General features: G+C 60.6%; 28 protein-coding genes. 12 read left to right on the plus strand and 16 right to left on the minus strand.

Annotated features, from left to right (window positions below; translation table 11 throughout):
• Positions 1–277 precede the first annotated feature (277 nt).
• The gene (locus AT6N2_RS05770) at positions 278–1,918 is read left to right on the plus strand and encodes an alpha/beta hydrolase (RefSeq protein ID WP_209089622.1); all 1,641 of its coding nucleotides are present in this window, start codon (positions 278–280) and stop codon (positions 1,916–1,918) included.
• A 22-nt stretch (positions 1,919–1,940) separates the two neighbouring features.
• On the opposite strand, the gene AT6N2_RS05775 is transcribed toward AT6N2_RS05770, so the two are convergent.
• Positions 1,941–2,780: an SDR family oxidoreductase gene (locus AT6N2_RS05775; protein ID WP_209089207.1), complete on the minus strand. Its 840-nt coding sequence runs from the start codon at positions 2,778–2,780 to the stop codon at positions 1,941–1,943.
• Positions 2,781–2,920: 140 nt separating this feature from the next.
• Between AT6N2_RS05775 and AT6N2_RS05780 the strand changes: the two genes are divergently transcribed.
• Complete coding sequence (locus tag AT6N2_RS05780) at positions 2,921–3,289, plus strand: winged helix-turn-helix transcriptional regulator (RefSeq protein ID WP_063950951.1); 369 nt, start codon at positions 2,921–2,923, stop codon at positions 3,287–3,289.
• Between the two features lie 127 nt (positions 3,290–3,416).
• On the opposite strand, the gene AT6N2_RS05785 is transcribed toward AT6N2_RS05780, so the two are convergent.
• A complete protein-coding gene (locus tag AT6N2_RS05785) occupies positions 3,417–3,848 on the minus strand; it encodes an Lrp/AsnC family transcriptional regulator (RefSeq protein WP_209089210.1) in 432 nt (143 codons plus the stop codon).
• A 125-nt stretch (positions 3,849–3,973) separates the two neighbouring features.
• Between AT6N2_RS05785 and AT6N2_RS05790 the strand changes: the two genes are divergently transcribed.
• Positions 3,974–5,074, plus strand: a complete 1,101-nt coding sequence (locus AT6N2_RS05790) for a saccharopine dehydrogenase family protein (RefSeq protein ID WP_209089213.1) — start codon at positions 3,974–3,976, stop codon at positions 5,072–5,074.
• Between the two features lie 193 nt (positions 5,075–5,267).
• On the opposite strand, the gene AT6N2_RS05795 is transcribed toward AT6N2_RS05790, so the two are convergent.
• On the minus strand, positions 5,268–6,728 hold the full coding sequence (locus AT6N2_RS05795) for a protein adenylyltransferase SelO (protein WP_209089623.1): 1,461 nt from the start codon (positions 6,726–6,728) through the stop codon (positions 5,268–5,270).
• Positions 6,729–6,897: 169 nt separating this feature from the next.
• Here AT6N2_RS05795 and AT6N2_RS05800 point away from each other — a divergent pair, with 169 nt between their 5' ends.
• Positions 6,898–8,616 (plus strand): glycoside hydrolase family 32 protein, encoded by a 1,719-nt coding sequence (locus AT6N2_RS05800; RefSeq protein WP_209089216.1) that lies wholly within the window; start codon positions 6,898–6,900, stop codon positions 8,614–8,616.
• Between the two features lie 67 nt (positions 8,617–8,683).
• The gene (locus AT6N2_RS05805; protein WP_077225035.1) at positions 8,684–8,857 is read left to right on the plus strand and encodes a hypothetical protein; all 174 of its coding nucleotides are present in this window, start codon (positions 8,684–8,686) and stop codon (positions 8,855–8,857) included.
• A gap of 29 nt (positions 8,858–8,886) precedes the next feature.
• Here the strand turns inward: AT6N2_RS05805 and AT6N2_RS05810 are convergent, their stop codons facing one another.
• The gene (locus AT6N2_RS05810; RefSeq protein ID WP_233282494.1) at positions 8,887–10,275 is read right to left on the minus strand and encodes an MFS transporter; all 1,389 of its coding nucleotides are present in this window, start codon (positions 10,273–10,275) and stop codon (positions 8,887–8,889) included.
• A 172-nt stretch (positions 10,276–10,447) separates the two neighbouring features.
• On the opposite strand from AT6N2_RS05810, the gene AT6N2_RS05815 reads away from it, so the two are divergent.
• Positions 10,448–10,696 carry a hypothetical protein gene (locus AT6N2_RS05815; protein WP_063950947.1) on the plus strand — a complete coding sequence of 83 codons (249 nt, stop codon included), beginning with the start codon at positions 10,448–10,450 and terminating at the stop codon, positions 10,694–10,696.
• Here AT6N2_RS05815 and AT6N2_RS24115 read toward each other — a convergent pair.
• From AT6N2_RS24115 to AT6N2_RS05845, 7 genes are all read right to left on the minus strand, one after another.
• Complete coding sequence (locus tag AT6N2_RS24115) at positions 10,693–10,902, minus strand: type II toxin-antitoxin system RelE/ParE family toxin (protein ID WP_233282481.1); 210 nt, start codon at positions 10,900–10,902, stop codon at positions 10,693–10,695. The two genes, AT6N2_RS05815 and AT6N2_RS24115, sit on opposite strands and share 4 nt — an antisense overlap.
• A complete protein-coding gene (locus AT6N2_RS24120; RefSeq protein ID WP_233282482.1) occupies positions 10,899–11,051 on the minus strand; it encodes a hypothetical protein in 153 nt (50 codons plus the stop codon). Before AT6N2_RS24120 ends, AT6N2_RS24115 begins: the two co-directional genes overlap by 4 nt.
• A gap of 327 nt (positions 11,052–11,378) precedes the next feature.
• Entirely contained in the window at positions 11,379–11,579 is a 201-nt protein-coding gene (locus tag AT6N2_RS05825; RefSeq protein WP_063950945.1) for a heavy-metal-associated domain-containing protein, read from the minus strand.
• A 52-nt stretch (positions 11,580–11,631) separates the two neighbouring features.
• Positions 11,632–12,054 (minus strand): Cu(I)-responsive transcriptional regulator, encoded by a 423-nt coding sequence (cueR, locus tag AT6N2_RS05830; RefSeq protein ID WP_063950944.1) that lies wholly within the window; start codon positions 12,052–12,054, stop codon positions 11,632–11,634.
• A gap of 343 nt (positions 12,055–12,397) precedes the next feature.
• Entirely contained in the window at positions 12,398–13,006 is a 609-nt protein-coding gene (locus tag AT6N2_RS05835) for a class I SAM-dependent DNA methyltransferase (protein ID WP_209089218.1), read from the minus strand.
• Between the two features lie 30 nt (positions 13,007–13,036).
• The gene (gene blaOXA, locus AT6N2_RS05840; RefSeq protein WP_063950942.1) at positions 13,037–13,861 is read right to left on the minus strand and encodes a class D beta-lactamase; all 825 of its coding nucleotides are present in this window, start codon (positions 13,859–13,861) and stop codon (positions 13,037–13,039) included.
• Between the two features lie 113 nt (positions 13,862–13,974).
• Positions 13,975–14,454, minus strand: a complete 480-nt coding sequence (locus tag AT6N2_RS05845) for a YcgN family cysteine cluster protein (protein WP_063950941.1) — start codon at positions 14,452–14,454, stop codon at positions 13,975–13,977.
• Between the two features lie 254 nt (positions 14,455–14,708).
• Here AT6N2_RS05845 and AT6N2_RS05850 point away from each other — a divergent pair, with 254 nt between their 5' ends.
• A complete protein-coding gene (locus AT6N2_RS05850) occupies positions 14,709–16,898 on the plus strand; it encodes a transglycosylase domain-containing protein (protein ID WP_209089220.1) in 2,190 nt (729 codons plus the stop codon).
• Positions 16,899–16,965: 67 nt separating this feature from the next.
• Here AT6N2_RS05850 and AT6N2_RS05855 read toward each other — a convergent pair whose 3' ends face one another.
• Positions 16,966–17,865 (minus strand): LysR family transcriptional regulator ArgP, encoded by a 900-nt coding sequence (locus AT6N2_RS05855; RefSeq protein WP_063950939.1) that lies wholly within the window; start codon positions 17,863–17,865, stop codon positions 16,966–16,968.
• Between the two features lie 131 nt (positions 17,866–17,996).
• On the opposite strand from AT6N2_RS05855, the gene AT6N2_RS05860 reads away from it, so the two are divergent.
• The 3 genes from AT6N2_RS05860 (at position 17,997) to AT6N2_RS05870 (ending at position 19,845) form a co-directional block, all read left to right on the plus strand.
• Positions 17,997–18,605, plus strand: coding sequence for a LysE/ArgO family amino acid transporter (locus AT6N2_RS05860; protein WP_209089222.1), 609 nt, complete (start codon positions 17,997–17,999; stop codon positions 18,603–18,605).
• A 111-nt stretch (positions 18,606–18,716) separates the two neighbouring features.
• Complete coding sequence (locus tag AT6N2_RS05865; protein ID WP_063950938.1) at positions 18,717–19,304, plus strand: DUF1214 domain-containing protein; 588 nt, start codon at positions 18,717–18,719, stop codon at positions 19,302–19,304.
• On the plus strand, positions 19,297–19,845 hold the full coding sequence (locus tag AT6N2_RS05870; RefSeq protein ID WP_063950937.1) for a DUF1254 domain-containing protein: 549 nt from the start codon (positions 19,297–19,299) through the stop codon (positions 19,843–19,845). Before AT6N2_RS05865 ends, AT6N2_RS05870 begins: the two co-directional genes overlap by 8 nt.
• Positions 19,846–19,865: 20 nt before the next feature.
• Here AT6N2_RS05870 and AT6N2_RS05875 read toward each other — a convergent pair whose 3' ends face one another.
• Positions 19,866–20,054, minus strand: a complete 189-nt coding sequence (locus tag AT6N2_RS05875; RefSeq protein ID WP_209089224.1) for a hypothetical protein — start codon at positions 20,052–20,054, stop codon at positions 19,866–19,868.
• A 561-nt stretch (positions 20,055–20,615) separates the two neighbouring features.
• Here AT6N2_RS05875 and AT6N2_RS05880 point away from each other — a divergent pair.
• The gene (locus AT6N2_RS05880) at positions 20,616–21,563 is read left to right on the plus strand and encodes a DUF2336 domain-containing protein (protein WP_233282495.1); all 948 of its coding nucleotides are present in this window, start codon (positions 20,616–20,618) and stop codon (positions 21,561–21,563) included.
• A 67-nt stretch (positions 21,564–21,630) separates the two neighbouring features.
• Here the strand turns inward: AT6N2_RS05880 and AT6N2_RS05885 are convergent, their stop codons facing one another.
• The 3 genes from AT6N2_RS05885 to AT6N2_RS05895 all read right to left on the minus strand — a co-directional run bounded on the left by AT6N2_RS05885 (position 21,631) and on the right by AT6N2_RS05895 (position 24,583).
• Positions 21,631–21,984: a DUF1491 family protein gene (locus AT6N2_RS05885; protein WP_144575271.1), complete on the minus strand. Its 354-nt coding sequence runs from the start codon at positions 21,982–21,984 to the stop codon at positions 21,631–21,633.
• 192 nt (positions 21,985–22,176) lie between these two features.
• Complete coding sequence (locus AT6N2_RS05890; RefSeq protein WP_209089226.1) at positions 22,177–23,079, minus strand: peptidoglycan-binding domain-containing protein; 903 nt, start codon at positions 23,077–23,079, stop codon at positions 22,177–22,179.
• Positions 23,051–24,583: a sensor histidine kinase gene (locus AT6N2_RS05895; protein WP_209089228.1), complete on the minus strand. Its 1,533-nt coding sequence runs from the start codon at positions 24,581–24,583 to the stop codon at positions 23,051–23,053. The genes AT6N2_RS05890 and AT6N2_RS05895 overlap by 29 nt, the downstream gene beginning before the upstream one ends.
• Positions 24,584–25,070: 487 nt before the next feature.
• On the opposite strand from AT6N2_RS05895, the gene AT6N2_RS05900 reads away from it, so the two are divergent.
• On the plus strand, positions 25,071–25,496 hold the full coding sequence (locus tag AT6N2_RS05900; protein WP_209089231.1) for a DUF5330 domain-containing protein: 426 nt from the start codon (positions 25,071–25,073) through the stop codon (positions 25,494–25,496).
• Positions 25,497–25,545 lie beyond the last annotated feature (49 nt).

The raw sequence follows: 25,545 nt of genomic DNA on the forward strand, positions 1-25,545 counted from the left end.
CGTCCGCTGGACAGGCAACAATATGGCGCCGTGTGTCAGGGAACCTCACCGACAACCCGGAAAAACCTCTTGGATCGTTTCCCGTCCGTCAGCCGCAAATCTCCGACTGTAACCAAACACTACCAAACCACCGTCACGGTGTAAAGGATTATTTTCCTATTTCTTTGATTTTTTTCCTTCAGCATGGGATTTGCACCCATGCCCATCGCATATTACACTACGCACGGACACGGGGCATAAGGGGCATGCTGAGTTGGTGAAACAATGGGTTAAGCGGTTGTTTGCGGGCCTTTCGGCAACCGGCATCGTCTTTGGCACCCTGCTATTCTGCGCCTCTCTCACCCCGTCGCTTCTGCCGCGCACCTGGGTGATGCAGGGCGTGCTTTGCGGCTTTTCCTTCGCAATCGGCTACCTGATAGGGGTCGCACTCCATGCCGTCTGGGCTTATCTGGAGCTGCCAGAACCCTCGCGTCACAATATGCGTGGCATTCGCTTTCTGATCGGACTTGCTGCGGCGATCACGGCGATTGCGTTTTTATGGCAGGCAAAGGACTGGCAAAACTCGATCCGCGTGGTGATGGAGCTTGATCCGCTCCCGAGCGCCCATCCCACCAGGACGGGGGGCCTTGCCGTACTGGTTGCGGCGGTTCTGATCGGCGCGGGCCGGCTGTTCCAGCTGATCCGGCGGTTCTTTGCCGCACGCAGCCGGCATTTCCTGCCGCGTCGCCTGGCCAATGTTCTCGGCATCGCAGCCGCCGTCATCGTATCATGGATGCTGCTCAACGGGCTGATCTTCGATATCGGGCTGCGCTTTGCGGATTCGTCACTGAAACAGGTCGACGCCTTGATCGAGCCGGATGTGCCGCGCCCTTCCGATCCGTTGAAGACCGGCAGCGACGCCTCGCTGATGACGTGGGAATCGCTCGGCCGGCGTGGACGCGAGTTTGTCGCGGAAGGTCCTCGGGGCGAGACCATAGCAGCCTTCACCGGCCGCGCCGCCAAGGAGCCGCTGCGGGTTTATGCGGGGCTGAACTCCGCCGCGACGCCCGAGGAACGGGCGGCTCTCGCGCTTTCGGAACTGAAGCGTGTCGGCGGCTTTGAACGCAAGGTGCTTCTCGTCGTCATTCCGACCGGCACCGGGTGGATCGATCCGGAAGCGCTCGATACGGTCGAGTATCTGCATGATGGCGATATCGCCAGCGTCGCGGTGCAATATTCCTATCTCTCCAGCTGGATCGCCCTGCTGACGGAGCCGGATTACGGTGTCGAGACGGCCCGCGCCCTGTTCGAAGCCATCTATGGTTATTGGACGACCCTGCCCAAGGAAACGCGACCGAAACTGTACCTGCATGGCCTGAGCCTCGGTTCGCTCAACTCGCAGAAGTCCTCCGATCTCTACGATGTGCTGGCCGATCCCTTCCAGGGTGCCTTGTGGAGCGGCCCGCCCTTTTCCAGCCCCACATGGCGCATGGCCACAAACGGCCGGGTGAAGGGCACGCCGGAATGGCTCCCACGCTTCCGCGATTCCTCCGTCATCCGCTTCGCCAATCAATATACAACGGCGCATATGCCCGATGCGGCATGGGGGCCGATGCGGATCGTCTATCTGCAATATGCGAGTGACCCGATCACTTTCTTCGAGGCCGCCTCGCTTTACCGGCGGCCGCAATGGATGGCGCATCACGGACCCGATGTCTCCACCTCGTTCCGCTGGTTTCCGGTCGTCACCCTGCTGCAGCTCGGCCTTGATGTCGCGGCGGCGACGACGGCACCCATCGGTTACGGCCATGTCTACGCGCCGGAGCATTACATCGATGCGTGGACGGAGGTGACGGCGCCACAAGGCTGGAGCGCCGAGGACATTCAGCGGCTGAAAATGTTCTTCAAGGCCCGCCGCGGCTCCACCGATCCGGCTTGATCGCGGCGGGCATCGTAACGACTCAGCCCTTCAGCCGGTCCAGATTGTCGGCGATGTAGGTCTCCAGCGAACGCGGCGCATGGCCGGTCAGCGTTTCGACGTCGCCGGTCACCACGGCTGTCCAGCCTTTGCGCACGGGATAGAAGATCGATGCGAGAAAGGCGGCGTAATCTTGCGGTACACCCGCACCGGTGAGAATGCCGATGAAGACATCATCCGAAACCGCGCTGTAGGAGACCGGTTTGCCGATCGCCTGAGAAATCAGCGCGGCTGCCTCGCCATAGCCCAGGGTTTTTGGCCCGGTCAGGTTAAAGGCCCTGCCGTCAAAGGCATTGGACGTCAGCGCGGCGGCTGCGCTATCGGCGATATCGCGCACGTCGATGAAGCTGGACTTGCCCTCACCCGCCGGCACGGCGATCTGGCCGTGGTCGATGCCAGCCTTCCAGTAGCTGTGGAAATTATCGGCGAACCAGTTCGGGCGCAGGATGACGTAAGGCGTGCCTGACGCGATGATTTTCAATTCGATCTGACGATAGGGAATGGAATCATCCGCGTCGACGCCGAGGACGCTGAGGAAAACGATCTTGACCTTGCGGCGCGCGGCCTCTTCGACAACAGGCGTCAGCGCATCGATGGCGTCCAGACGCCCGCCGGAAAGAAGCAGGAACAGGCGGTCAACGCCGTCAAATGCCCCCGCATAGGTCGACGCGTCGGTGTAATCGAAACGCACCCCTTCCGCGCCGTCCGCCGGCTTGCCGCTGCGCGACGCGGCCTTCACGCTTTCGCCCCTGGCAACCAGCGCCTTGACCAGCGGTGTGCCGATGGTGCCGGTGGAACCGATCACAAGTATCTTGCCTGCCATCTCAAATCTCCTTAGTATCTAATGGAAACCATGTTTCGAAAACACAGATACTGCGTTGGAGAAATCATGAAAAGAGAGCACTTTTCGGTTAGCTGGTTTCCTTGCGGAAACCCTCCTGGCCTGAACGACGGAGCGTAGAGATGGAACATGCCTATGACGTCTATGAGGATCGCTGCCCAACGCGCATGGTGCTGGATCGGATCGCCGACAAGTGGGCGCTGTTGATCCTCGACAAGCTGCGGCGTGATGCCGTTCGCTTCAACCTGCTACGACGCGAGATCAAGGGCATTTCGCAGAAGGTGTTGTCGCAGACGCTGAAGAAGCTCGAGCGTGACGGGCTGATTTCCCGGCAGGCCTTTCCGACGGTTCCTGTCACGGTCGAATATTCACTCACGCCGCTGGGACGCACGCTGACCGATACCGTGGCGGCGCTTGCCCATTGGGCGGAAGGCAATATGGACGCGGTGATGGCGGCGCAGCGGGCTTATGACGAGAGGGCGGTGATCTAGACGGCTTCGCTTTCGCGTAGCAATGGAAGCGTGGGAGCGGCAAGCTCCCTTGTTGTTTCGTTTTGCAGACCGTCGCGTCCGGCATACGGAATTGGGTTTCGCGTATCTTCCACTCCCTCAAACGCTTTTACCGCGAAATCCGCGTCGACAGAATAATCGAAGACAGCGTGCGCTCCACGCCATCGAGCGCGCCGATGCGGTCGATCAGCCGGTCGAGCTCCAGGATCGACGGCGCGGACAGAATCGCAATCAGGTCGAAGGTGCCGCTGACCGAATGCAGTGTGATGACCTCCTTGATCGCGGCAAGTGCGGCAGTGACCGACGGCAGGGCCTTCGGGCCGATGGTAATCAACACATGGGCGCGCACCAGCCCGGAGAGATAGGTCTCAGACAGCCTCAGACCATAACCCGCGATCACCCCGTCCGTCTCCAGCCGCTCGATGCGGGCCTGCACCGTGGTGCGGGAAAGGCCGAGCCGGCGCGCCAGTTCCGCCACCGGCATGCGGGCGTTTTCAGACAGCAGCGCAAGCAGCGCCCGATCCTTATCCGTTATTGCCATAATGACCAATCCTGTCGTCTAACTGCTTAATAATATCGGGCGTTCTGCACAAAGTGAAGCTCTGAATCGCAGCGAAGCCGCAATATGATTGTGCCCGATGAATTTTTTCTGCGGGGAACAAAAACATGAAAAACATTGTCGTCATCGGCGCGGGTAATATCGGCTCGGCCATCGCCTGGATGCTGGCGGCATCAGGCGATTATCGCATTACAGTCGCCGATCGCTCGGCCGATCAGCTGGCCAATGTGCCTGCTCATGAACGCGTCGATACGGAGATCGTCGACATCACGGACCGGCCTGCGCTCGAAGCGCTGCTCAAAGGCAAGTTTGCCGTGCTCTCCGCCGCGCCGTTTCATCTGACGGCAGGTATCGCCGAGGCGGCCGTCGCCGTCGGCACACACTACCTCGATCTGACCGAGGACGTCGAATCCACCCGCAAGGTCAAGGCGTTGGCGGAAACCTCCGCGACGGCCCTCATTCCACAGTGCGGCCTCGCCCCCGGCTTCATCTCCATCGTCGCTGCCGATCTTGCCGGCAAGTTCGACAAGCTCGATAGCGTCAGGATGCGCGTCGGCGCGCTGCCGCAATATCCGTCCAATGCGCTCAACTACAACCTCACCTGGAGCACGGACGGGCTGATCAACGAGTATATCGAACCCTGCGAGGCCATCGTCGAAGGTCGCCTCACCGCCGTTCCGGCTCTGGAGGAGCGGGAGGAGTTTTCGCTCGATGGCGTTACCTATGAGGCCTTCAACACCTCGGGCGGCCTCGGCACGCTCTGCGCCACGCTGGAGGGCAAAGTACGGACGATGAATTACCGCACCATCCGTTACCCCGGCCACGTGGCGATCATGAAGGCGCTTTTGAACGACCTCAATCTGCGCAACCGACGCGACGTGCTGAAGGACCTGTTCGAGAACGCGCTGCCCGGCACCATGCAGGATGTGGTCATCGTCTTCGTCACGGTTTGCGGCACCCGCAACGGCCGCTTCCTGCAGGAAACCTATGCCAACAAGGTCTATGCCGGCCCGGTTTCCGGCCGAATGATGAGCGCCATCCAGATCACCACGGCGTCAGGCATCTGCACGGTTCTCGATCTGCTTGCCGAGGGCGCGCTGCCGCAGAAGGGCTTCGTGCGACAGGAGGAAGTGGCATTGCCGAAGTTCCTCGACAACCGGTTCGGCCGGTATTATGGCGCGCATGAGCCGCTGGCAAAGGTTGGGTGATTTAAAGGCACAGCATTGCCGCCGGTTTCTTCTCCCCGCCGGGGAGAAGGTGGCCCGAAGGGTCGGATGAGGGGGCAACCTCTCGATCTATCGCTAATGTCCCCCCCTTCATCCCGCTGCCGCGACCTTCTCCCCCTCGGGAGAAGGCGAAACAGGCACCCGCTCGCTCCGGCGCTGCGGATCAGCGCTACGCTTACGTCCCGCAAAACGTCCTGAACACCCGCTCGTGGCTCATCGGCGGCTGCATGTAGACGGCATTGTCCGGCCGCTCGTCAAAGGGTGTCCCGATCGCCTTCAGCATGGCGTGGAAGGGCTCGAAATCATCCTCTTCCACCGCAGCCTCGATCAGCTCCTCGATACGGTGGTTGCGTGGGATGATCGCGGGATTAACCGAGAGCATTGCCGCCGATCTGTCTCGATCCGAAAGCCCCTCACGGCCAGCTCTTTCGCGCCAGCGCGCGAGGAACGCGTCCGCTCCGGCAAGGTCGATGAACATGCCGCGGAACGGTTCCACGTCGCCTTCAGCCGCATGGGAAAGACGCCGGAAGGTGAGCGTATAATCCGCCTCCGACGCCTGCATCAGCCCAAGCAGAGCCTGCACCAGATCCATGTCGCCCTCTTCCTCGGTGGTCAGGCCGAGCTTCTCGCGCATGCCGGAAAGCCAGCGTTTGGGAAAGGCGGCGGCAAAATCGGCAAGAACGGTATTGGCGAGTTCTGCGGCTTTTTCAACCTCGTGATCGAGCAGCGGCAGCAGGCATTCCGCCAGCCTCGCGACGTTCCACTGGGCGATGCCGGGCTGATTGTTGTAGGCGTAGCGTCCCTGCGCATCGATGGAGGAAAAGACCTTGTTGGGGTGATATTCATCCAGGAAAGCGCAGGGGCCGAAATCGATGGTTTCGCCCGACACCGCCATATTGTCGGTATTCATCACGCCGTGGATGAAGCCCACCATCATCCAGCGGGCGATGAGGTCGCATTGCCGCTGCGCAATGCCCTGCAGCAAGGCGAGATAGGGATTATCCGCCAGTCTTGCCTCGGGATAATGCCGATCGATGACGTAATCCGCGAGGTGTCCGATCGCCTCGTTGTCTTCCCGCGCGGCAAAGAACTGGAACGTGCCGACACGGATGTGGCTTGCCGCAACGCGGGTAAACACGCCACCCGGCAGGCCGACCTCTCGCTGCACTCTCTCGCCCGTCACGACTGCCGCCATTGCCCGCGTGGCGGGAATGCCCAGCGCAAACATCGCCTCCGACACGATATATTCGCGCAGCACAGGACCGAGCGCCGCGCGCCCGTCGCCCCTTCGCGAAAATGGTGTCGGGCCGGAGCCCTTGAGCTGAATGTCGCGACGCTTGCCGTTCCTGTCGACCACTTCGCCGAGCAGGATGGCACGCCCGTCACCGAGTTGCGGCACGAAACCGCCGAACTGGTGGCCGGCATAGGCCATCGCCAGCGGCTCAGCCCCCTGCGGCACGACATTGCCCGAAAAGATCGCCGCCAGCCTGTCGTCATCGAGGCCTTCAACATCAAGATCAAGCTCGTCTGCCAGCGCGCGATTGAAAGCGATGAGACGCGGAGCCTTGACCGGCGTCGGCAGCACGGCGGCGCTGAAGCGCTCCGGCAGGCGCGCATAGGAATTGTCGAATTTCATCACGGTTAAACTCCCTGCTTTGCCCCTATATGGGGCGGGGAGACCTTGGATGCGAGCGATAAATGCCCTGTCGTTCCAATAGCCGCATTGAATTTTGCGCAATGAACTTTCCCGCGCCATCATCGTTGCTATGCTTGACCCGCAGAATGCCGAAAGGAAAGGAAAAGCAATGACCGTTGTTGAAGCCGTGACCGCCGAACCGGAAAGCGCCATCCGCACCATTCACATGGATCTGCCCGTCAACGCCACCTTCCATGTCTGGCTGAAGGCGAAAAAAGCGGCCGAGCCGGGGGCGGTTTCCTTTTCCAACCAGAATGGAAAATTTGCTGAAGTTTCAAGCATCAACACGGAAGAGTACGGATTTCGAATCTACCAGATCTTCGGCGGCGGCCACGTTGAACTAAGCTATGATACCGTCACGACTGCCGTGTCGGTCATCTACTGGTTCACCGCGTCCGATGTGCTGGAGACGGGTATTACGGTGGTTCATACCAAGCCTGATAATGCAGCGCCCGAACTACCCGGCAGCTATCATTTCCGCCCACCCTTCGGCTGGATGAACGATCCCAACGGCTTTGGCCGGTTCGAGGGACGACCGCATCTTTTCTATCAGCATTATTCGCATGGCCTGCGCTGGAACACGATGCATTGGGGTCACGCCGTCTCGTCCGACTACCTGCGCTGGCGGCATCTGCCGATCTTCCTGTTTCCGTCAGAGGATCTGACAACGCGGCCGGACAAGCGCGGCGGCGCCTATTCCGGCTCCACCATTCCGCTGGTCGAAGGGACAGGCATCCGGGTGTTTTTCACCGAGCAGGTGCAGGACCGCGTTCCCGAACAGCAAATCCAGCTGACGGCGACATCTTCCGATCTCATCATGGCGGGCCAGGCCGAGGTCATCCTGGGCCACCGCCCGGACGGACAGGGGCTGACGCCGGATTTTCGCGATCCTTACGTTTTCCGCGGTCCGGATGGCCTGTGGAAGATGGTGCTTGGCAGCCAGAGCGACGGCGGCGGCGTCATCCTGCTTTACGAAACGCTCGATCCCACCGCCGCTTCCGGCTGGACCTATGTCGGCAAGCTGTGGGTAGAAACCCGCTACAAGACCACGGCCATCGAGTGCCCCTGCCTGCTGCCGCTCGACGGCCCGGCCAATGCGCGCTCCACCCGATGGGTGCTTGTCTACGGTCTGATGCATTCCGAAGATCCGGAAACCGGCCGCAAGAACCTGACCATGGCCGATGTGGGCTGGTTCGACGGCAAGACATTCACCAAGGAATTCGGCCAGGAACTTGACTTCGGCACGGATAACTATGCCTTCCAGGCGTTTCTGGATGGTGACAGCATCATCGGCATCGGCTGGCTGGCCAACTGGGCCGACGCCAATCCCGAGATTGATTTCCCGACCTCGATGACGCTGCCGCGCCGGATTCATTACGCGAATGGCGAGCTTCTGACCCCGCCCATCGGCGCGGCGGAAAGCCTGCGCAGCCACATCCTCGACCGCACACGCCTGGCCAATGGCGAACGCGTTCCCTTCACGACCGGTGCGGTGGAAATCCTGTTCGAGCTCACCTCCCCCGGTGCGCCCTTCGAACTGGAACTGGACCATCCCACGGTCAAGCTCGGCGTCGTGTCCGATGAAACCGGGCTATGGATCCGCCATGAGGATGGGCGCACCGGCCCCTCTCCGCATTACATCGCCAGGGGCGCCAAGGCCTCCCGTGTCCGCATCTTCCTTGATTACGGCTCCATCGAGGTTTTTGCCAATCGCGGGCGCTATGTCGGCACCAAGCGGATCGAGGGATTCGAGCCCGTGCGTTCGGCATTGCTGAAGGCTGCTCCCGATACGGTCGCGCATGCGACCAGCTGGGCGCTGAAGCCGTGAGGAACCTTTTGACGGACTGGGCGGTTGATAGACTGAAACAGCCCGTTCCGCCGAAAGGAGAGAAGGCATGACCAAAATTCGCGATACCAGCGACCCGATCCTGTTTCCCACCGAAGCCAATGAAAACAAGACCGAGAAAAAACGAGCAGGCAAGGGCATCGTCATCATCATTGGCGCGATCGCCATCATGGCATTTGTCGTCTATCTGGTGGCTATTACCATCGCTACCACTCAGTCTTAAAAGACTTGACCAGAGGGGCGCGGGGCGGCCTAAGGCCGCTCGCCCCTGAGCCCGCTGGTTGCCATAACCGCGAGCACGGACACAACAACCCCGATCCCGTAAAGATAGATCATCGGCATCGTCACATCGCCCAGCTCGATGTTCTCAACAAGGCTGCTTGCAGCAGCGACCGTGCCGCTTGCGCCGGCGCCGGCTGCCGAACCGAGGGTCGCGACTGTCGGCAGCAGCGCGCCGGTCATCTTGCGCTCTTCCTCTGGCGCAGCCTCCATGGCCGCTTGGCTGATGCCCGCCCACGACATGCCGAAGGCGGAGCCGATCAAAATCTGGCCAAGCAACATTTCGCCCCAGTTTCCGGATGCAAGCCCCAATCCCAACAGGATGCAGCCCGGCACCATCTGATAAGGGCCATAATGCAGGCAGATTTCCCGCAGGCGGGCGGATCGGAGACTACCGATCAGCATTGCGACGAAACTCCAGGCAAGCGGCATCGTCACCACAATGAAACCTGCAAAAGTTGGCTCATGGTTCCATAGATTGATGGCGACGTAAGCGAGATAGACGCTGCCGAGTGCATGCGCATAGGACATCAGGAACAGCACCCAGAAGCCGCTGCCGAGCACCGTCTTCAACCGGAAGGAATCCTTCGGGAACAGACCGACGGAGGGTTGAATTCCAGCGCGCAGCGATGCCCAGAGCAGTGCCGCCCCGGCGAGCAACGCGGCCGCCCGCAAGCCTGCACCCTCAAACGCGGATGGCGCGGAGAAGGCCAGCGCCCCGGCAAGGCAAAGCAACAGTGGCACCAGCGGTTTACGCGGCGCCACAACCGGGCGCTCGGCGGAAACGGCGATGGTGGTATAGGCCACCAGCAGCACGATCAGCGGCGCCGACAGCAGAAAGGTCGCGCGCCACGAGACATGTTCGGTGGCATAGCCGCCGGTGAGCGGGCCGACGAAGGAGGCGACCGCCCAGATTCCCGCCTCGATGGCGAAGACTTTCGGCAGAAGGCCCGAGCGGAAGCCTGCGGGTATGAGGCTGTAGCAGACGGCGACGATCAATCCATCAGCCAGACCCTGCAAGGCGCGGCCGACGACAACCCACAAAAATTCCGACGCAATGGCCGAGAGAACCGACCCGAGCGAAAACAGCAGGCAGCAGAGAAGCAGCACCCCACGCGCGCCAAACCTTTCGCGAAACAGCACGGCCGTGACCCCGCCAGCAACCGATCCGACGAAATAAAGACTGTAGGCCCAGCTATAGAAGGCGGCGCCACCAATCTCCTTGACGGCGACCGGCAGGGCCGTCACCACCGCGAACTGATTAAAGGCGTGCAGGCCAATTCCGGAGGAGATGACGGTCAGAAGCGAGAGATTCGCCCCACTCAACAATTCACTCCAGCCGTTTTTCTCCGCCATTTCCACACTCGACAAAGCCGTATCCTTTCCACTTCCGTGACACGGCGGGGAAACTAGAACCTCAAGCGTGATTGAGGTCAAGACGCCTTTTGCAGCTCAGGTGAAAGTAATCGTCGGGCAGCAGGAACCTGCCGCCCGGCCAGTCGTTTGACCACTGAACAGACGAAAGGAAACCCTCATGGACCCCAAGAAAATCCTGCCCGGCACCGAAGATGCGATGAATGAGGATCTGATCGATCTCGACATCGACGCCCTGCCCGCCAAGGGCGAAATTCCACAGTCCATCGAACACGACATCGAGGAAGAGGAAGCTGAGAGCGAGGACGACCCCTATCAGGAAAGCGACGAAGCACTCCCTGACGATGACGAGGAACGGGTGATCAACCGCAATCCGTCGCGTGAAGGCGGGGCGTTCGACGAGGTTTAAGCGTCTGGCGGGCGGGCTGCGAGACGTTTCAACATGTGACGTTGATGGTCCTGCCCGCCGAAGAACACAGCCAGAATACGCACCATTTCTTTCGGCTCATCAACATCGAAATAGAATATCGCCTGATGTTTTGTTACCCGGCGAAGGCCGGGCAACACGTTGGGCAACAACGTCCCCTGGAAGGACGCGGTACCGAGCGACTTCATGTCGCCTCAATCGCGGTGATACGCTGGACTGCCCTTTCGAAGGCGTCCGCCAGTTCATCGCCAATGTCGAGGTAGGACTGAACGAGATGATCGAGAATGAGGCCTATGTCCTCATCGGTCTGTGTTGAGCGCCAGACCTTAAAGGCCATAAGCCGACTTTCGGTCAGCCATCATCGCACCGGTTCGCTTTTCGCCCTCTTCCACCGCTACAAAACCGCCTTGTCTACGGTTATCAAGCAGATCTTGGAGAACCGCAAGCTCCGCTTCTTTGAGTTCTGTTTCCTGTCGGACCAACTCCAGCCCCGCTGCACGACTGCGCTAAAGCTAGCATATCGTCCTTCTTCCACAAGCTTACGGGCGAAGATGTCCTGTTGGTTAGAAATAGACGCGGAGGCCTTGATGGACATTGCGAACTCCCTTCGCTGTGGATGCTACTCCGCAGCACATTTCTGCTGATTCAACCAGCATCTACCTCTTCAAAACTCCCGCTCCGGCGAATAACCCGCCTCGCGGATAGCCGCTTCTGCGGTCGCGGCGTCGCCCGTTACGGTGAGTTTATGAGCGTTGAGGTCGATGCTGACCGACGCGCCGGGAAGCACTTCGGCAAGCGCGCCACGCAGGGTCTTTTCGCAATGGCCGCAGGTCATGTCGGGGATGAGGAAGGTGGTTGCAGTCATGGTCTTCTCCTTTGACCGGCGTCGAGTTTTCGCGCCGGCTCTTTTTTCACGGTCAATGGGTACTGGTGAGCTTGCCGTCTGTCTTGTCGGCGCCTGCGAGATCATCAAGGATGGGGCAATCGGGGCGGTGATCGCCGCCGCAGCAATGGGCGAGATGGGAGAGCGTTTTCACCATGCTTTTCATCTCGGCGATTTTCTGCTCGAGATCCGCGATATGGCCGAGTGCGATATCCTTGACCGCTGAACTCTCGCGGCTCTTGTCCTGCCAGAGTTTCAACAGCGTTTCGGTTTCTTCCAGCGAAAAACCGAGCGTTCGCGCCCGCTTGATGAAGCGTAGATTATGCACATCCTGCGTGCCATAGACGCGGTAATTATTGCCGGTGCGCGCCGCGGGCGTGATCAGCCCGATCTGTTCGTAGTAGCGGATCATCTTGGCGGAAACGCCCGATGCCTCCGATGCCTGGCCGATATTCATGTCGTCACCTCTTTCGTCGCAACCTGTTCCCGCTTCCACGTCGGCACGCCGGGGCCTGATGTTGAAACCCGGCAAGATACTGTCACTGATGTTGCCGATGGCAGGACGATTGTCTGTCTCGGTCATGGGAAATCCCCTTTCAACCCCTATGTAGGGATTCCCATGATGGGAAGGTCAAGAGAAGAAGGATTTTTTTGCTGCGAATAAAATCGCGAGCGCCGCTACCAACCAAAGGCCGATGAATACGGCAGCCGCCGCGCGGCTGACGGGACGCATGGGGACTGCCCTCAAAAAGAGTGTCTGCAGACCCTATGCTTGATCTGTCACGGCTAGGCAATGGTTTCTAAGACACCACGCGTCTGGCCAGATAAATCGTTGTCCCGCCGCATTGCGGATCGCTGCTGACGTGATCGAGAAGGCGGAAATCATGCGCGCGCAGCAAACCTTCATACTCTTCACGCGAAAGGCTCGCGTGATAAAGGGGCTCCCCGCGAAGGGTGCCTAATGCTTCGCCATGTTCGGGACCCGCAGTAAACATCAACGCCGCACGCTCATTGGCGTGAAGATGGAAGACGTCAAACATTCGCCGTTGATCGTCGGGTTTCAGATGGAAAAAGCTGTTCCAGGCAATCAGACCATCGAACCGCCGCCCGAGGCCCAATTCGCGCATATCGGCCACCGCCCAGAAATTTGCGGGAAACCGGCCGCGGCAAAGTGCGATCAGCGGCATCGACGCATCGATCCCGCTGACATCGTAGCCCTTAGAAATGAGGTAGCCCGCGATTGGCTCTCCGGAGCCGCAACCTATGTCGAGGATCGAGCCGCCGTCGGGCAAAAGCGAGGTAAACCTGTCGAGCCAGTTTTTTTCGACAAGAGACCGATCGCGCTGTTTATCGAAATCAGCGCCGTGTTCGGTATAGAGCCTGATGACGTTACGAGAGGCGTCACACATGGGCCCATCCCTCCCTTTATGATTTTTCCGCTACCGATGCACCGCCAGCCGCGGAATATCGCGCAGGAAAGCGTCACGCACTGCGGGGCCGAGCGGCTCGTTGGAGGGCTTGTCGGAAACGCGCAGTCTTGCAAAGACGATGTGCTGGCCCTCACGCTCCGCCCAGCCGACGAACCACCCGAAGGGGCGGTTGCGGTCGGGATTGCCCTTTTCGTCGCGGATATATCCGGTGCCTGTCTTGCCATGCACGCTCCAGCTCTCCGGCGCGTCGAAGACGGGGACGATGGCGCGCGTCTTTGCCTGCGCATCGCGGGAAAAAGGCAGGTTGCCGGCGAGCAGCCGACGCAGGAACCCAACCTGTTCAACCGGAGAAATGGTGAGCGATGCGCCGAGCCAGGAATGGGTCAGCCCGTTATTCTTTCCCGGTTCCCCTGAGACATCGGCATTGCCGTAACCGAGGCGCTTCACATAGGCGGCGAATTTTTCCGGACCGAGGCGGCGGGTGATTTCGCGGGAATACCACAGGACCGAATCCTGCTCCCAGATCGTCGGATCGACGGTCTTGCGGTCAGAAGCACGCGCTTCCACGCCCGGTTTCCAGTCCCAGGCGGGCGTCTTTTCATCCTGAAGAATGCCGGCATCGTAACCGATCAGCGCCAGCGGCACCTTAAAGGTCGAGGCCGGCGCGACACGCTGGTCGCAGGCGCCCTGCTGATTGATGATGGCGCCCGTCTCGATCGACGTGACCAGCGTGCACTCGAACGCCTGCGGCGGCTGCTGGGCGGAAGCGGAGAGCGGGAGAAGGCCCGGAAGGGCAAGGCATGAAAGAAGGATGGCGGGCAGCCGGTATCGCATGCGTTTTGATGTCCCTCGTCCGCATTTTGCGGATCATTTGCCGGAATGGTGAAAAGCGGTTTAGGAAAACGATGGGGCAGGAATAGGACCAAGACGAAATTTGCCGTTTTTGATCACGTCCGCTCTTTTTCCGCCGCCTTCTCGCCAACTGTCAGCGGCCAGTCGACCACATAATCCTCGAAGTCGTCAACATCCACATCGGCCTCGCTGACCGTGCGTCCGCGCGCGGAAATGCCCGCCTGATGCACCGTTTCCGTGTCGCCGGAAACGAGATAGTGCCACCAGTACAAATCCTTGCCATCGCGCACCAGTGCATAGGCGCAGGTGGGTGGTAGCCAGCCGATCTCGTGAACCTTCTTCAGGTCGAGCTGGATACAGTCAGGCACGGTGGCGCGGCGGTTTTCGTAATCGGAGCACCGACAGCTCTCACCGTCGAGCAGCACGCAGCGCACCGAGGTGAATACGACTTCGCCGGTGTCCCAGTCTTCCAGCTTGTTGAGACAGCAAAGCCCGCAGCCGTCGCACAGGCTTTCCCATTCCTCGCCGGTCATCTCCGTGAGTGTTTTGGTTTTCCAGAACGGCGCGTCATTCATCGTTAACATTTCCGTTTCATTTTGATCGCTGGACCGGTGGGTTTAACCAGTCCCTAATCCATTATATCGTATCGCCAAAGGCTGGTTTGTACGATATTTTAGCATTTTGGCAGGCAGCGAAGGGGTCATTGGCCCGCGAACTACCGCCACGTCAAGCAATTCCGACATAACCATGCCACGGTTTTGCGTCGGGAATGGGTTGAAGCGCAGAAATACCGACGGCCGCATTGCCTTGAACAGGAAAACATCGCCAGGTGCAGGACGAAAAAGACGATAAAAAAGGCCGGAAAAAACGGCACATCCTGCTCCGGATCGATAGCTTCATCGATAGCGGCCTGTGGACGGCTGGCGCGCGGCTGGTTGATTTCTGGGAAGATGTCACCATCGCCTCGCGCAAGCTGCATGTCCGCGGCTGGAAGAAGCTCCTTGTCAATCTCACCTGCGACGCGCTGACTTTCGGAACCGCTGGCTCCGTCGTGCTGCTGGCTCTGGCCATGCCAGCCTTTGAGGAAACCAAGAAGGACTGGCGTTATAGGGGTGATTTCGCCGTCACCTTTCTCGACCGTTATGGCAACACCATCGGCCATCGCGGGATCATCCATGAAGATTCCGTGCCGATCGACCAGATGCCCGATCATTTCATCAAGGCGGTGCTGGCGACCGAGGACCGGCGCTTCTTCGACCATTTCGGCATCGACTTCATCGGCCTTGCCCGCGCCATGAGCGAAAACGCCCGTGCCGGCGGCGTGGTGCAGGGCGGCTCGACGCTGACGCAGCAGCTCGCCAAGAACTTGTTTCTGACCAATGAGCGCTCGCTGGAGCGCAAGATCAAGGAAGCCTTCCTCGCGCTGTGGCTCGAGACCAACATGTCGAAGAAGGAAATCCTCTCCCTCTATCTCGACCGCGCCTACATGGGCGGCGGCACCTTCGGTGCTGCTGCGGCGGCGCAGTTTTACTTTGGCAAGAACCTGACCGACGTGACGCTGGCCGAATCCGCCATCCTTGCGGGCCTGTTCAAGGCGCCGGCCAAATATGCGCCGCACGTCAACCTGCCGGCGGCGCGCGCCCGCGCGAATACCGTTCTTTCCAACCTCGTGCAGAGCGGGCTGATGACTGAGGGCCAAGTGGTCGGCGCACGGCGCAATCCCGCTACCGTCATCGACCGCGAAGACGTCAAGGCGCCCGATTATTTCCTCGACTGGGCTTTCGACGAGGTGCAGCGTCTGGCCGCCGAGGGCAAGTTCAGGGATCACACCGTCGTTGTGCGCACCACCATCGATACCGGCTTGCAGCAGGCGGCGGAACAGGCGATGGAAATGGAGCTCCGCGAATATGGCGAGGGTTACCGCGTCAAGCAGGGCGCGATCGTGATGATCGAAAATGGCGGCGGCATTCGCGCCATGGTCGGTGGGCGGGACTATGGCGAAAGCCAGTTCAACCGCGCCACGGCGGCGCTGCGCCAGCCGGGTTCGTCGTTCAAGGTCTATACCTATTCGGCCGCCATGGAAAAGGGCATGAAGCCGGAAACGCTGATCTCGGATGCGCCGGTGACGTGGCGTGGCTGGTCGCCGCAGAATTACGGCCGCTCCTATGCCGGCAAGGTCACGCTGCAGATGGCGCTTGCCAAGTCCTATAACACCGTGCCGGTGCGGCTCGCCAAGGACGTGCTCGGCACGCAGGTCATCGTCGATACCGCAAAAGCAATGGGCGTCGCTACGCCGCTGCGCAGCGACAAGACCATTCCGCTCGGCACGTCCGAAGTAACGGTTCTCGATCAGGCCACCGCCTATGCCGTGTTCCCGGCCGGTGGCATGCAGTCGCGCCGCCACGGCATCGAGCAGGTCCTGGATTATGAGGGCAACGTCCTTTACGATTTCAGCCATAACGAGCCGCCCGCCAAGCGCGTGCTGTCCGAAGATGCCAATGCGAAGATGAACCAGATGCTGGTAACCATCCCGGTCATGGGCACGGCCCGGCGGGGCGCGCTTGAGAACGGCATTGTCTCCGGCGGCAAGACCGGCACCTCGCAGGCCTATCGCGATGCCTGGTACGTGGGTTTTACGGGCAATTACACGACCGCCGTCTGGTTCGGCAACGACGAATTCACCCCGATGAATAACATGACCGGTGGCGCCCTGCCCGCTATGACCTTCAAGCGGCTGATGGATTACGCCCATCAGGGCATGGAGCTGCGCCCCATTCCCGGTATCCAGAACCCGCTGCCGACGGGCGCGCGCCCGCAGCCCTCTGCCGAAGTGGCGGCCGCCTCAACGAATACGCCGACCATGCCGGCGCTCACGCGCCCTCGCTCGCTTTCAGCCGAAGCCACGCGCGTCATTCGCTCCATCGGACGGAAGATGAAGGAGGCGACAGCGCTGAGCGTGACGACGCAGAAGGTGGCGGATGCTTCATCGCATGAAGGCGGCGATGCCACGCGGCGGTGAGGTTATGGCGCGGTAAAGACGTTGGGGGAGCCTGTGGCTCACCCCCTCTGCCCTACCGGGCGACGCCTCACACCACCAACACCGCCCTCGCGGTCCCCACGACCGCATCCGTCAGTCCTTTCAGCCGCTCGGCCGCAAGCCGGTTGACCTGCCAGTAGAGAGGCGTATCAAGTGGCGTGCCGGGGACGACCTCGACCAGCCGCTGCGCCGTTAAATGCTCTGCGACAAGCTGCACGGGATTGAGGCCCCAGCCCATGCCGGCAAGGCTTGCCTTCACGAAACCGTCTGTCGAAGGCAGCCAATGGGTGGGATAAGAGACGTCCTTGCCCAAAACCTTTCTGATCCAGTTCGCTTGAAGACGGTCCTTCTGGTTGAAAGTGAGCCCCGGCGCACGGGAAAGCGATGCTGATGTCACGCCCTCGGCGAAATGGCGGGCCATGAAATCGGGGCTGGCTGTCGCGTGGTAGCGCAGCACGCCGAGCGGCGTCACGCGGCAGCCCTGCACGGGCTTGTCATGGGCGGTGACGGCGGCGAGCACCCTGCCCGCGCGCAGCCACTCCACCGTGTGATCCTGATCATCCACCGCAATGTTCACGAGATAGTCGCTCCCGCCGGTGAATTTCGATACCGCATCAAGAAACCACGTACCGAGGCTGTCTGCGTTGGTGGCAATGTTGAGCGTGACGGGCTCGCGTGCCACGCCGGAATCGGCAAGCGCCGGAAGCCGTTGGAACAACTCGCTCTCCAGCATGCCGACATGGTCCATGTGGCGACACAGCCATTCGCCCTTTTCCGTCGCCACACAGGGGTTGCCACGCACGATCAGCACCACGCCCATCCGCTCCTCCAGCTGCTTGATGCGCTGGGAAACGGCGGAAGGCGTGACGTGCATGGCTTGCGCCGCCTTCTCGAAGCTGCCGGTCCGGGCGACAAGCGCAACGGCGCGCAGGGAAGAATAGTCCAACATTAGCGCTGCTTATCCTGATTGAGATGGTTTAATTTGATTAATCCATACCGCGCGAATATCCAAGGTCTCAGGCGAGCGACGGATGCGGCGATGGCTTGCTTCAGCCGTGACAACGAAAGGCAGCAATGCGCATGAACATGCAGATCTTCTTCACCGGGCTCACCATGGGTCTCAGTCTGATCGTTGCCATCGGCGCGCAGAATGCCTTCGTGCTGAAACAGGGGCTCGCCCGCTCGCATGTCTTTGCCGTCTGCGCCACCTGCGCGATCGCAGATGCACTGCTGATTACCGTCGGTGTGTTCGGTTTTCAGCGGATCAGCGCGATCATGCCGGCACTCGATCCCGTCATGCGCTATGCAGGAGCCGCCTTCCTCCTCTGGTACGGCGCCAAAAGCCTGCATTCGGCGCTACGTTCATCCGAAGTGCTTTCCATCAGGGAGCGGCAGGAGACGAGCCTGTGGCAGACGCTCGCCATTTGTCTCGCGCTCACCTTCCTCAATCCACATGTCTATCTGGATACCGTCGTGCTGCTCGGCACCATTTCCACGCAGTTTCCCGGTTTCGAAAAGACTTTTGCGGCAGGTGCCGCCACCGGTTCGCTGCTGTTCTTCTTTTCGCTGGGTTACGGCGCGCGCTGGCTGCGGCCGATCTTTGAGAAGCCATCGGCCTGGCGCACGCTCGAAGGCGTGGTCGCCGTCACCATGTGGGCCATCGCCTTCAAGCTCGTCATGGGTGCCTGAAGCCCGGAATGGGAGACGCCACGCACTTTCAAGAGGACTAAACAAGCGGCGCCATTTTCCAAACGGGGAATCAGTGATAGTCCTCGACCTGTTCGAAAATGGGAAAGCAGCGTGTTTCGAGTTCCATTCCTTGTTGGCATTGCCCTTCTGATCGCCTTTGGCGGCGGCATTGCCGCGACGATGGCGGCGCTTGAAGCCACGTCCGGCTTTGGATCGATCCGCATCGGCTCCTGGGATGCGTTTCCCGAAGCGCAGACGATTGAGGCCGATCCTTATGCCAAGTCGCACCGGGCCGATGCCGGCCGGCTGCTTTATGGAACCGCCGAAGGCTTGTCTTTTACAGCCGCGGTGGATAGCGACGGCCAGCGCCTGACCGGCGAATGCCGCTACCGGCTGGCGGGCACCGTGCCGCCCGCGCGTTTCTGGACGATTTACACGGCCGATCAGCAGGGTAACGTTCTGGCTGAAGATGCCGGGCGGCCCTTCGCGCTGAACTCCCGCACGCTGCTGCGCAGCGCCGATGGCGGCATCGACATCACCATCGCTGCGGACGCTCAAACCTATAATTGGCTGGCGGTGCCGCAGGGTCAGACCTTCAAGCTCGTGATGACCCTGCTCGACACGCCGATTGCCGGCAGTTCCGGACTGATCGACATCACCATGCCGCAAATTCGCAAGCTGGGGTGTGGCAATGCTTAGGGTCCTGCTCGCCATCGTCACCGGTCTCGTCGGCGCGGCTGTGCTGCATGTCATCATTCTTCTGGCGATACCGCATTTCAGTAACCGCGACGCCTATACGCGCGCCGTGGCGGAAGGAAAGCCGCATGTCTTTCACCTGCTGGAGGAGACGACGGAGAAAAAGACCCTCGGCAGCGGCGATCCCTTCATGCGCGTCGCGGTCTGCACCTTCAATATCGAAGAACAGCCGATCCGCCTGACGGCCATCGGTGCTGTGCCCTTCTGGTCGGTTGCTGTTTACGACAAGGCGTCGAACGAGGTCTTCAGCATGAACGACCGCACGTCTGCAGGTGGCGAAATGGATATTCTTGTCGCCGATGCGGTTCAGATCGCGGCGATCCGCAAGGCGCAGCCGCCCGCGCTTGCGCAGGCCATTCTGGCGGAATCGGATCAGACGGAAGGATATGTGGTGTTGCGGACCATGGTGCCGCAGCCGAGTTTCGGCGAAGAGGCCGAGCGGTTCTTAAGCGAAGCAAAGTGCCAGCCGACACCGTGGAAATAGCCCCGCGTCATTGCTGATAATCACGACGTGAGGGCGGTGTCCGTCGTGGCGTTGCCGTTGCGCACGACCTTGCCTGCCGGCTCGGTATCGCGTTTTTCATATCGAACGCCGGTGAACAGCACGACCTTCGCCGGGCCAATCATCCGCTCCGCAAGCTCTGCCGGACGCAGATTCCGCTTTGCCGCGGCTATTGGAATAATCTCTGCCATGCTTCATCTCCTCTTCGGGACATGAGTGTCAATGTTGCCCATGGGAACCGCGCAGGCCTCATCCTGCGTCGGGAATGTCATCACCATCACATTGCGCATAGGCCAGCCCACAGACTGGTATGTGCACGATCCAAAATTACGAGAGCGTCTTAGAACGGGATCGTGCGCAGATTCAGGCTTCGCATGCCATTTTTGTATTTATTCCGTCTGTTAGAATAACATGGAATCCTAATACTGCCCATGAAATTACAAACAGACAGAGGTTAATGTTTCGTTAACCCTAATTGCTGCAGCCTCATTTCTTTCCCGTTGGGCCACACCCGTTGAAAACTAGGGCGATGCGGCAAAGTTCCATCGCTTTTCCGGCATCATCAAGGATTTAAAATTTCCTTGTTGAAAGTGTCGGATTCCCCCTTGCCGACCCCCATAGTTAACAGGACGTCAACGCATTTGCTCTAATTTGAGCCGATATTGTGTTTGCGTTTGTTGGGTAGTGCGTTGACCGACCGGTTTCGAGAACTTGAGAGGCCAAGAGCCGTGAGGAAGAAAGATGTGGTGCTTATGGCCACGGTGACGAATTTCGAGACTATTTCCCATCCGTCAAAAACGGACCTTCGGCAGTTCGCAGAACTCTTCATGCCGCTTTTCAATGCCTCCACGGATGAAGCAAAGCGGGAGGCAATCGCCGCGCTGTCCCAGCATCCAGCCGTGCCTTCCGCCGTCGCTTTCTTCATCGCCTGCCAGCCTATTTCGCTTGCGGCGCCCTTCCTCATTTCCTCCAAATGCCTTGATGACGATACGCTGATAACTGTTGCCCGCACGCAAGGGGCAGCCCATGCGCGCGCCATCGTCCGGCGCGAGGACCTCTCCCCCACCGTTATCGACGCGCTTGTCGGCCTTCGCCACGCGGAAGATCTGAAGCGGCCAGAAGAGCCGACGCCAAAGACGGAGATAGATACGGAGACGCAGGCAGCTGCCACAGGTCCCGCCGAGCCGCCGGCCGAACTCGAAACGGACAAGACTGCCGCCGCTTCCGCGCTCGAGGAAGACATGCGCCAGCGGATCAAGCAGATGGCCCGCCACCTCCACCGCCCGGAGACCGACACGCTCGGCCTGCGCCGTCTGACCGAGGTGCAGGAGGCGTTGCTGGTGCGCTTCGCGCGCGAGCGCAACGCCCGGCAATTCGCGGTGGCGCTGGCAGACTCGCTTTCCTCCAGCTACTGGCTGTCTGAGCGCATCATGCTCGACATTTCCGGTGCGCAACTCGCAACGACGCTGACTGGGCTCGGCATGGAGTTTTCCGAGGCGGCCTTCGTGCTGCAATGCTTCTATCCGCATCTCTCCGCCGCCGAAGGCGACATGAGCCGTGCCGAAGCGCTGCTGGACCGCCTGAACATCATTGAAAGCGAAGAGCGGCTGGAAAGCTGGCGCCGGGCCGACAGCTATACGCATGGACGCGAGCGTAACGCCCACGCGCCCGCGGCGCAGAAGACCGGCACACGGGGATAATGCGCCTGCCCTGCGGCGGGAGCCACAACAGGCTTCGTGGCCGCAGAAGCGGGGCCGTGGTCTGCCTCTAAGACCTGGGCTGATCCACCAGCGTCAACAGCGTCCCGATCTCGTCGGTCTCTATTTCGACAACCCACAGATCGCTGTCGAAGCGACGCTCCTTTTCCAGCAGCGCAGCGCTTTCGTCGGCCTCCACGCCGGAAAGACGCGTTTCGAAACGCCGCTCGGCACGGATTTCCTCGTCATCGGCGAAACTCTGCGGTGCGGGGCCATAGAGGTTCTCGCGGCCATCGCGCAGCCGCTGGCGAACGAAAATAGCGCCCGCCTCCTCCGCACCCTTCTTTTCGACAGCCGCAAATCCACCGGCCGTGAAGACGCGGCGGATGAGGGCTGAGACGAACATTTCAGATTTGAGGCGCATGGGCTTGCTTTCGAACAGGTGATAGGCGCAGAGCGCGCCGCTTGTTTCTTCTCCCCGCCGGGGAGAAGTCCGCGGCAGCGGGATGAGGGGGCCCGGCCAGCGAGATTCGGAGAGCTTGCCCCCTCATCCGGCCCTTCGGGCCACCTTCTCCCCGGCGGGGAGAAGAAATATGCCGTGACCGCTGCTATATCTCTAAAGCGCCCCGATCGACTTCAGCTTCTTCAGCACGGCCTCGCTCGGCTCACCGGTTTCCGGCAGACGGTAATGCTTCTCAAACGCCCTGATGGCATTGCGGGTCTGCTGGCCGGCCACGCCGTCCACCTTCACATCGGCATAGGCGATATTGATCAGGCCCTGCTGGATCTTTGCGATGAGATCACGGCTTGCAGGCTTGGACGCGCTGCTGAGAGAAATCGGCTCCGCCTTTGGATGCGGCGCTTCCGCCTTGCGGATGGCAGCGGCGACGGGGTCGATTTCGACGCCGCCGCTGGTATCAGCCGGGCGGTCCTTCGGGATTGCGGCAACCGTTGCACCGTCGATCCTGAGCGCCGCCAGCACCCGTGTCGTCGGTTCGCCGGTCTGTTCCATGCCGAGCGTTTCTTCAAAGAACATGATGGCGGCGGCCGTCTTTGGGCCCATTCGACCGTCTGCCTCGCCCTCGTAAAGCCCGCGCTTCTTCAGTTCGCCCTGGATATCGGCGACGATCTGCTGTGGTCTTGCAGCATCGGCGGCAGGTTGCGCCGGGGCCGCTGCAGCCGTCTGTTGGGGTGCCGTCTCAGGCTCCGCTGGCCGCTCAATGCGGAAAGTGGTGACATTGCCGTGGGTGCCGAGCGGTTCGGCCGGGCGATAACCGGCGATGCCGTTCGGGTTCTCAGCGTCGCGCGTGCGAAGGAATGGCGTCGGATGAACGCCCGGCTGATACCACAGCGCATTGGCGGCGACAAAGCCGAAAACGACCGCAAAGGCACCGCAGCCGCCGACCAGTTTCGGATGGCGCAGGATTTCGCGCCCGATGGCCGAAACCACCAAGGAAACAATGCCGACACCAAGCTGGGCCGCTGTTTTCTTAGGCGATTTTCGCTTTCGCGGGGCCATCGTCACCGTCCTTTCTCATTCTTGCGGCCATCTCGCCGAGCTGCCGGATGCGGGGTGGAAACTCCACCATGCTTTCGGCTTCAGCGCTTTCACCGCCACCCGCCATGCCTGAACCGTCGGCAGGCAGGGTGATCGTTACGACCGTCCCCTCGCCGGGCTTGCTGGCGATGGCGAACGTGCCGCCATGCAGAGCCACAAGCCCCTTGACCAGGGACAATCCCAGACCCGTGCCTTCATAGCGACGGGTATATTCATTCTGAACCTGCATGAAAGGCTGGCCCAGGAGCTCGATCTTGTCTTCGGCAATGCCGATACCGGTGTCGCTCACTGTCAGCTTCAGCATCGTGCCCTCACGCGCGGCGTCGATCGACACAACACCACCCGCATCGGTAAATTTTATGGCATTGCCGGCGAGATTGATGAGAACCTGCCGGATGGCGCGCTGATCGGCAGCGATTTCGCCAATGCCGCGCTGGATGCGGCTCGTCAGCGTCAGGCCCTTTTCCTTGGCCTGGAGGCCGAGCATGGCTTCGCAGGAGGAGATCGTTTCGGCAATCGGGAAGCTTTCCATCATCAGCTCGTAGCGGCCGGCTTCCAGTTTGCTCATGTCGAGCATGGTGTTGACGACGGAGAGAAGATGCGCGCCCGACTGGCGGATGAGGCCGACATATTCCCGCTGGCGGTCGTTTTCCAGCCGGCCGAAATATTCGCCGGCGAGGATGTCGGAAAAACCGAGGACGGCGTTGAGCGGTGTGCGCAGCTCATGGCTGACGGCGGCGAGGAAACGCGACTTGGCGTCGTTGGCGGATTCCGCCTCGGCCGCCTTGCGGGCGACATCGCGGCGCAGGCGCTCCATCTCGGTGATATCGGTCAGCTGGGCGACGATACGGCGCAGGCGTCCGGTCGCGCCGCGAATGGCCGTCATCTCGATCCGTGCGTGCATGAACTGCGCCTGGCGCGATTTCGCACCGGTCTCGAAGCGGAGTTCGGCCGTTGCCGTGTCCTCGCCCTGCCTCAGCGCGTCGAAAGCCTGCATCAGGTCGATACGGTCAGAGACATAGACATATTCGACGAGGATATGCCCCTTGCTGGCCTGAAGATCGGCCGGGAAGGTTGAGACATCGCGGCCGGAAACGTGTTCGACAAAGCCGGTCTCCCCGATGACCAGCATCAGCCCCGGCACCTGCGAGGCCGCGATCAGATCCTCGTTCGCCGACGCGGTCGCATTGGCGGATGCACCGCGCGACTTGTGGGAAAAGGCGATGAGCACTGCAGCAGCGGCCAAAAATAATGCCAGCACCAGAGCGGCGCCAATCGGCAGTGCGATGGCGGGGCTGACGATCAGGCTGAAAAGGGCTGGTACAACCAGAAGGCCGACGGCGCTGAAGGCAATCAGCCAGCGCAGGCGCGCAACGGTCTCAGTCCGCCTTTCGGCGTCCTCTTCCATACGCGCAAGCCACCTGCCCGCTGCATGGTCAACCAGTGCGACCGCTTTTTCTCTCATATTACGCAATACCAAACCCGAATCCAAAAGGCGGTTCCAATGGCTCCGACAATAGAAGGCGGCGGCTTAAGGAATGGATAAAAAGAATGACCTCAAAGCACCCTCAAAGGCGCCGCAGTCCCAATACGGAGCATTTATTCGAGGCTTTGCCAATCATGGTTAATGACGGGTAAGCGACGGATTTCGCTTCATTTTTGCCATCATGTTAACTTTTGTGGCAGGGCAGGCGCCAGCTTTGCCCGGGAACGCCCGGCCTCTGTCGCAATTATGCTTAACATGGACCGTTAAAATGCGAATGAATTCGTTGCAGGTGTCCCGGGGTGCGGAGAATAGATACAATTTGAATTAAATTGCGCCGCTTTTTGCAATCGGCTGTTCGCCGGTCGGCTGTAGCGTCTTCACAAGCCCGACAAACGGGACAAAGGCCAATGACCCGGAACCGGGCGGGGCTTTAGAAAACAAAGATCATCTGGCAGGGTGTCTGACAATGTGGTTTCTGATCAAAGGAACATTCTGGTTTTCGCTGGTGCTGGTGGCGCTGTCCTATTTCGGCAGCTACAACGACCCAACCAAGGAACCTTCGGCATTTGATCTTCCCAGCGCCGTGTCGGCCGCCGGTGAAGCCTATCGTTATGTCAGCGCCATCTGCATTGAAAAGCCCGACGTCTGCGTCAAGGGCGCCGAAACCTTCCACGCGCTCGGCGAGCGCGCAAAGGAAGGCGCCAAGGTTGCCTATGAGCTGCTGGACAAGCAGCTCGCCTCCGGTGACAAACCTGCTGACGTCGCTGACGTTGCTGCGGAAGCCGAGACGCTGGCAGCAGCACCCGTCGTCAGTGTCGAATTTCCCGGCAAGCCCGATCCGCTGAAGACCGGCACCGTCATTCCCCTGCCGCAGAAGCGCCCTGCTCCCTGATATTGCGGCCCTGAACCCTTCTGTCGCTCCCTTTTGGCAGACGGAGATA

This window comes from Agrobacterium tumefaciens (genome assembly GCF_017726655.1).
Classification (GTDB): Bacteria; Pseudomonadota; Alphaproteobacteria; order Rhizobiales; family Rhizobiaceae; genus Agrobacterium; species Agrobacterium tumefaciens_B.

Excerpts from the sequence above, each read along its gene's own strand:
- blaOXA (WP_063950942.1), bottom strand. The coding sequence starts at position 13,861 with ATGCGATACCGGCTGCCCGCCATCCTTCTTTCATGCCTTGCCCTTCCG.
- AT6N2_RS05790 (WP_209089213.1), top strand. The coding sequence starts at position 3,974 with ATGAAAAACATTGTCGTCATCGGCGCGGGTAATATCGGCTCGGCCATC.
- AT6N2_RS05895 (WP_209089228.1), bottom strand. The coding sequence starts at position 24,583 with ATGAGAGAAAAAGCGGTCGCACTGGTTGACCATGCAGCGGGCAGGTGG.
- cueR (WP_063950944.1), bottom strand. The coding sequence starts at position 12,054 with ATGAATATCGGCCAGGCATCGGAGGCATCGGGCGTTTCCGCCAAGATG.
- AT6N2_RS05900 (WP_209089231.1), top strand. The coding sequence starts at position 25,071 with ATGTGGTTTCTGATCAAAGGAACATTCTGGTTTTCGCTGGTGCTGGTG.
- AT6N2_RS05815 (WP_063950947.1), top strand. The coding sequence starts at position 10,448 with ATGGACCCCAAGAAAATCCTGCCCGGCACCGAAGATGCGATGAATGAG.
- AT6N2_RS05845 (WP_063950941.1), bottom strand. The coding sequence starts at position 14,454 with ATGAATGACGCGCCGTTCTGGAAAACCAAAACACTCACGGAGATGACC.
- AT6N2_RS05775 (WP_209089207.1), bottom strand. The coding sequence starts at position 2,780 with ATGGCAGGCAAGATACTTGTGATCGGTTCCACCGGCACCATCGGCACA.
- AT6N2_RS24120 (WP_233282482.1), bottom strand. The coding sequence starts at position 11,051 with ATGGCCTTTAAGGTCTGGCGCTCAACACAGACCGATGAGGACATAGGC.
- AT6N2_RS05875 (WP_209089224.1), bottom strand. The coding sequence starts at position 20,054 with ATGGCAGAGATTATTCCAATAGCCGCGGCAAAGCGGAATCTGCGTCCG.
- AT6N2_RS24115 (WP_233282481.1), bottom strand. The coding sequence starts at position 10,902 with ATGAAGTCGCTCGGTACCGCGTCCTTCCAGGGGACGTTGTTGCCCAAC.
- AT6N2_RS05885 (WP_144575271.1), bottom strand. The coding sequence starts at position 21,984 with ATGCGCCTCAAATCTGAAATGTTCGTCTCAGCCCTCATCCGCCGCGTC.
- AT6N2_RS05805 (WP_077225035.1), top strand. The coding sequence starts at position 8,684 with ATGACCAAAATTCGCGATACCAGCGACCCGATCCTGTTTCCCACCGAA.
- AT6N2_RS05860 (WP_209089222.1), top strand. The coding sequence starts at position 17,997 with ATGAACATGCAGATCTTCTTCACCGGGCTCACCATGGGTCTCAGTCTG.
- AT6N2_RS05825 (WP_063950945.1), bottom strand. The coding sequence starts at position 11,579 with ATGACTGCAACCACCTTCCTCATCCCCGACATGACCTGCGGCCATTGC.
- AT6N2_RS05880 (WP_233282495.1), top strand. The coding sequence starts at position 20,616 with ATGGCCACGGTGACGAATTTCGAGACTATTTCCCATCCGTCAAAAACG.
- AT6N2_RS05795 (WP_209089623.1), bottom strand. The coding sequence starts at position 6,728 with ATGAAATTCGACAATTCCTATGCGCGCCTGCCGGAGCGCTTCAGCGCC.
- AT6N2_RS05890 (WP_209089226.1), bottom strand. The coding sequence starts at position 23,079 with ATGGCCCCGCGAAAGCGAAAATCGCCTAAGAAAACAGCGGCCCAGCTT.
- AT6N2_RS05800 (WP_209089216.1), top strand. The coding sequence starts at position 6,898 with ATGACCGTTGTTGAAGCCGTGACCGCCGAACCGGAAAGCGCCATCCGC.
- AT6N2_RS05785 (WP_209089210.1), bottom strand. The coding sequence starts at position 3,848 with ATGGCAATAACGGATAAGGATCGGGCGCTGCTTGCGCTGCTGTCTGAA.
- AT6N2_RS05835 (WP_209089218.1), bottom strand. The coding sequence starts at position 13,006 with ATGTGTGACGCCTCTCGTAACGTCATCAGGCTCTATACCGAACACGGC.
- AT6N2_RS05780 (WP_063950951.1), top strand. The coding sequence starts at position 2,921 with ATGGAACATGCCTATGACGTCTATGAGGATCGCTGCCCAACGCGCATG.
- AT6N2_RS05855 (WP_063950939.1), bottom strand. The coding sequence starts at position 17,865 with ATGTTGGACTATTCTTCCCTGCGCGCCGTTGCGCTTGTCGCCCGGACC.
- AT6N2_RS05870 (WP_063950937.1), top strand. The coding sequence starts at position 19,297 with ATGCTTAGGGTCCTGCTCGCCATCGTCACCGGTCTCGTCGGCGCGGCT.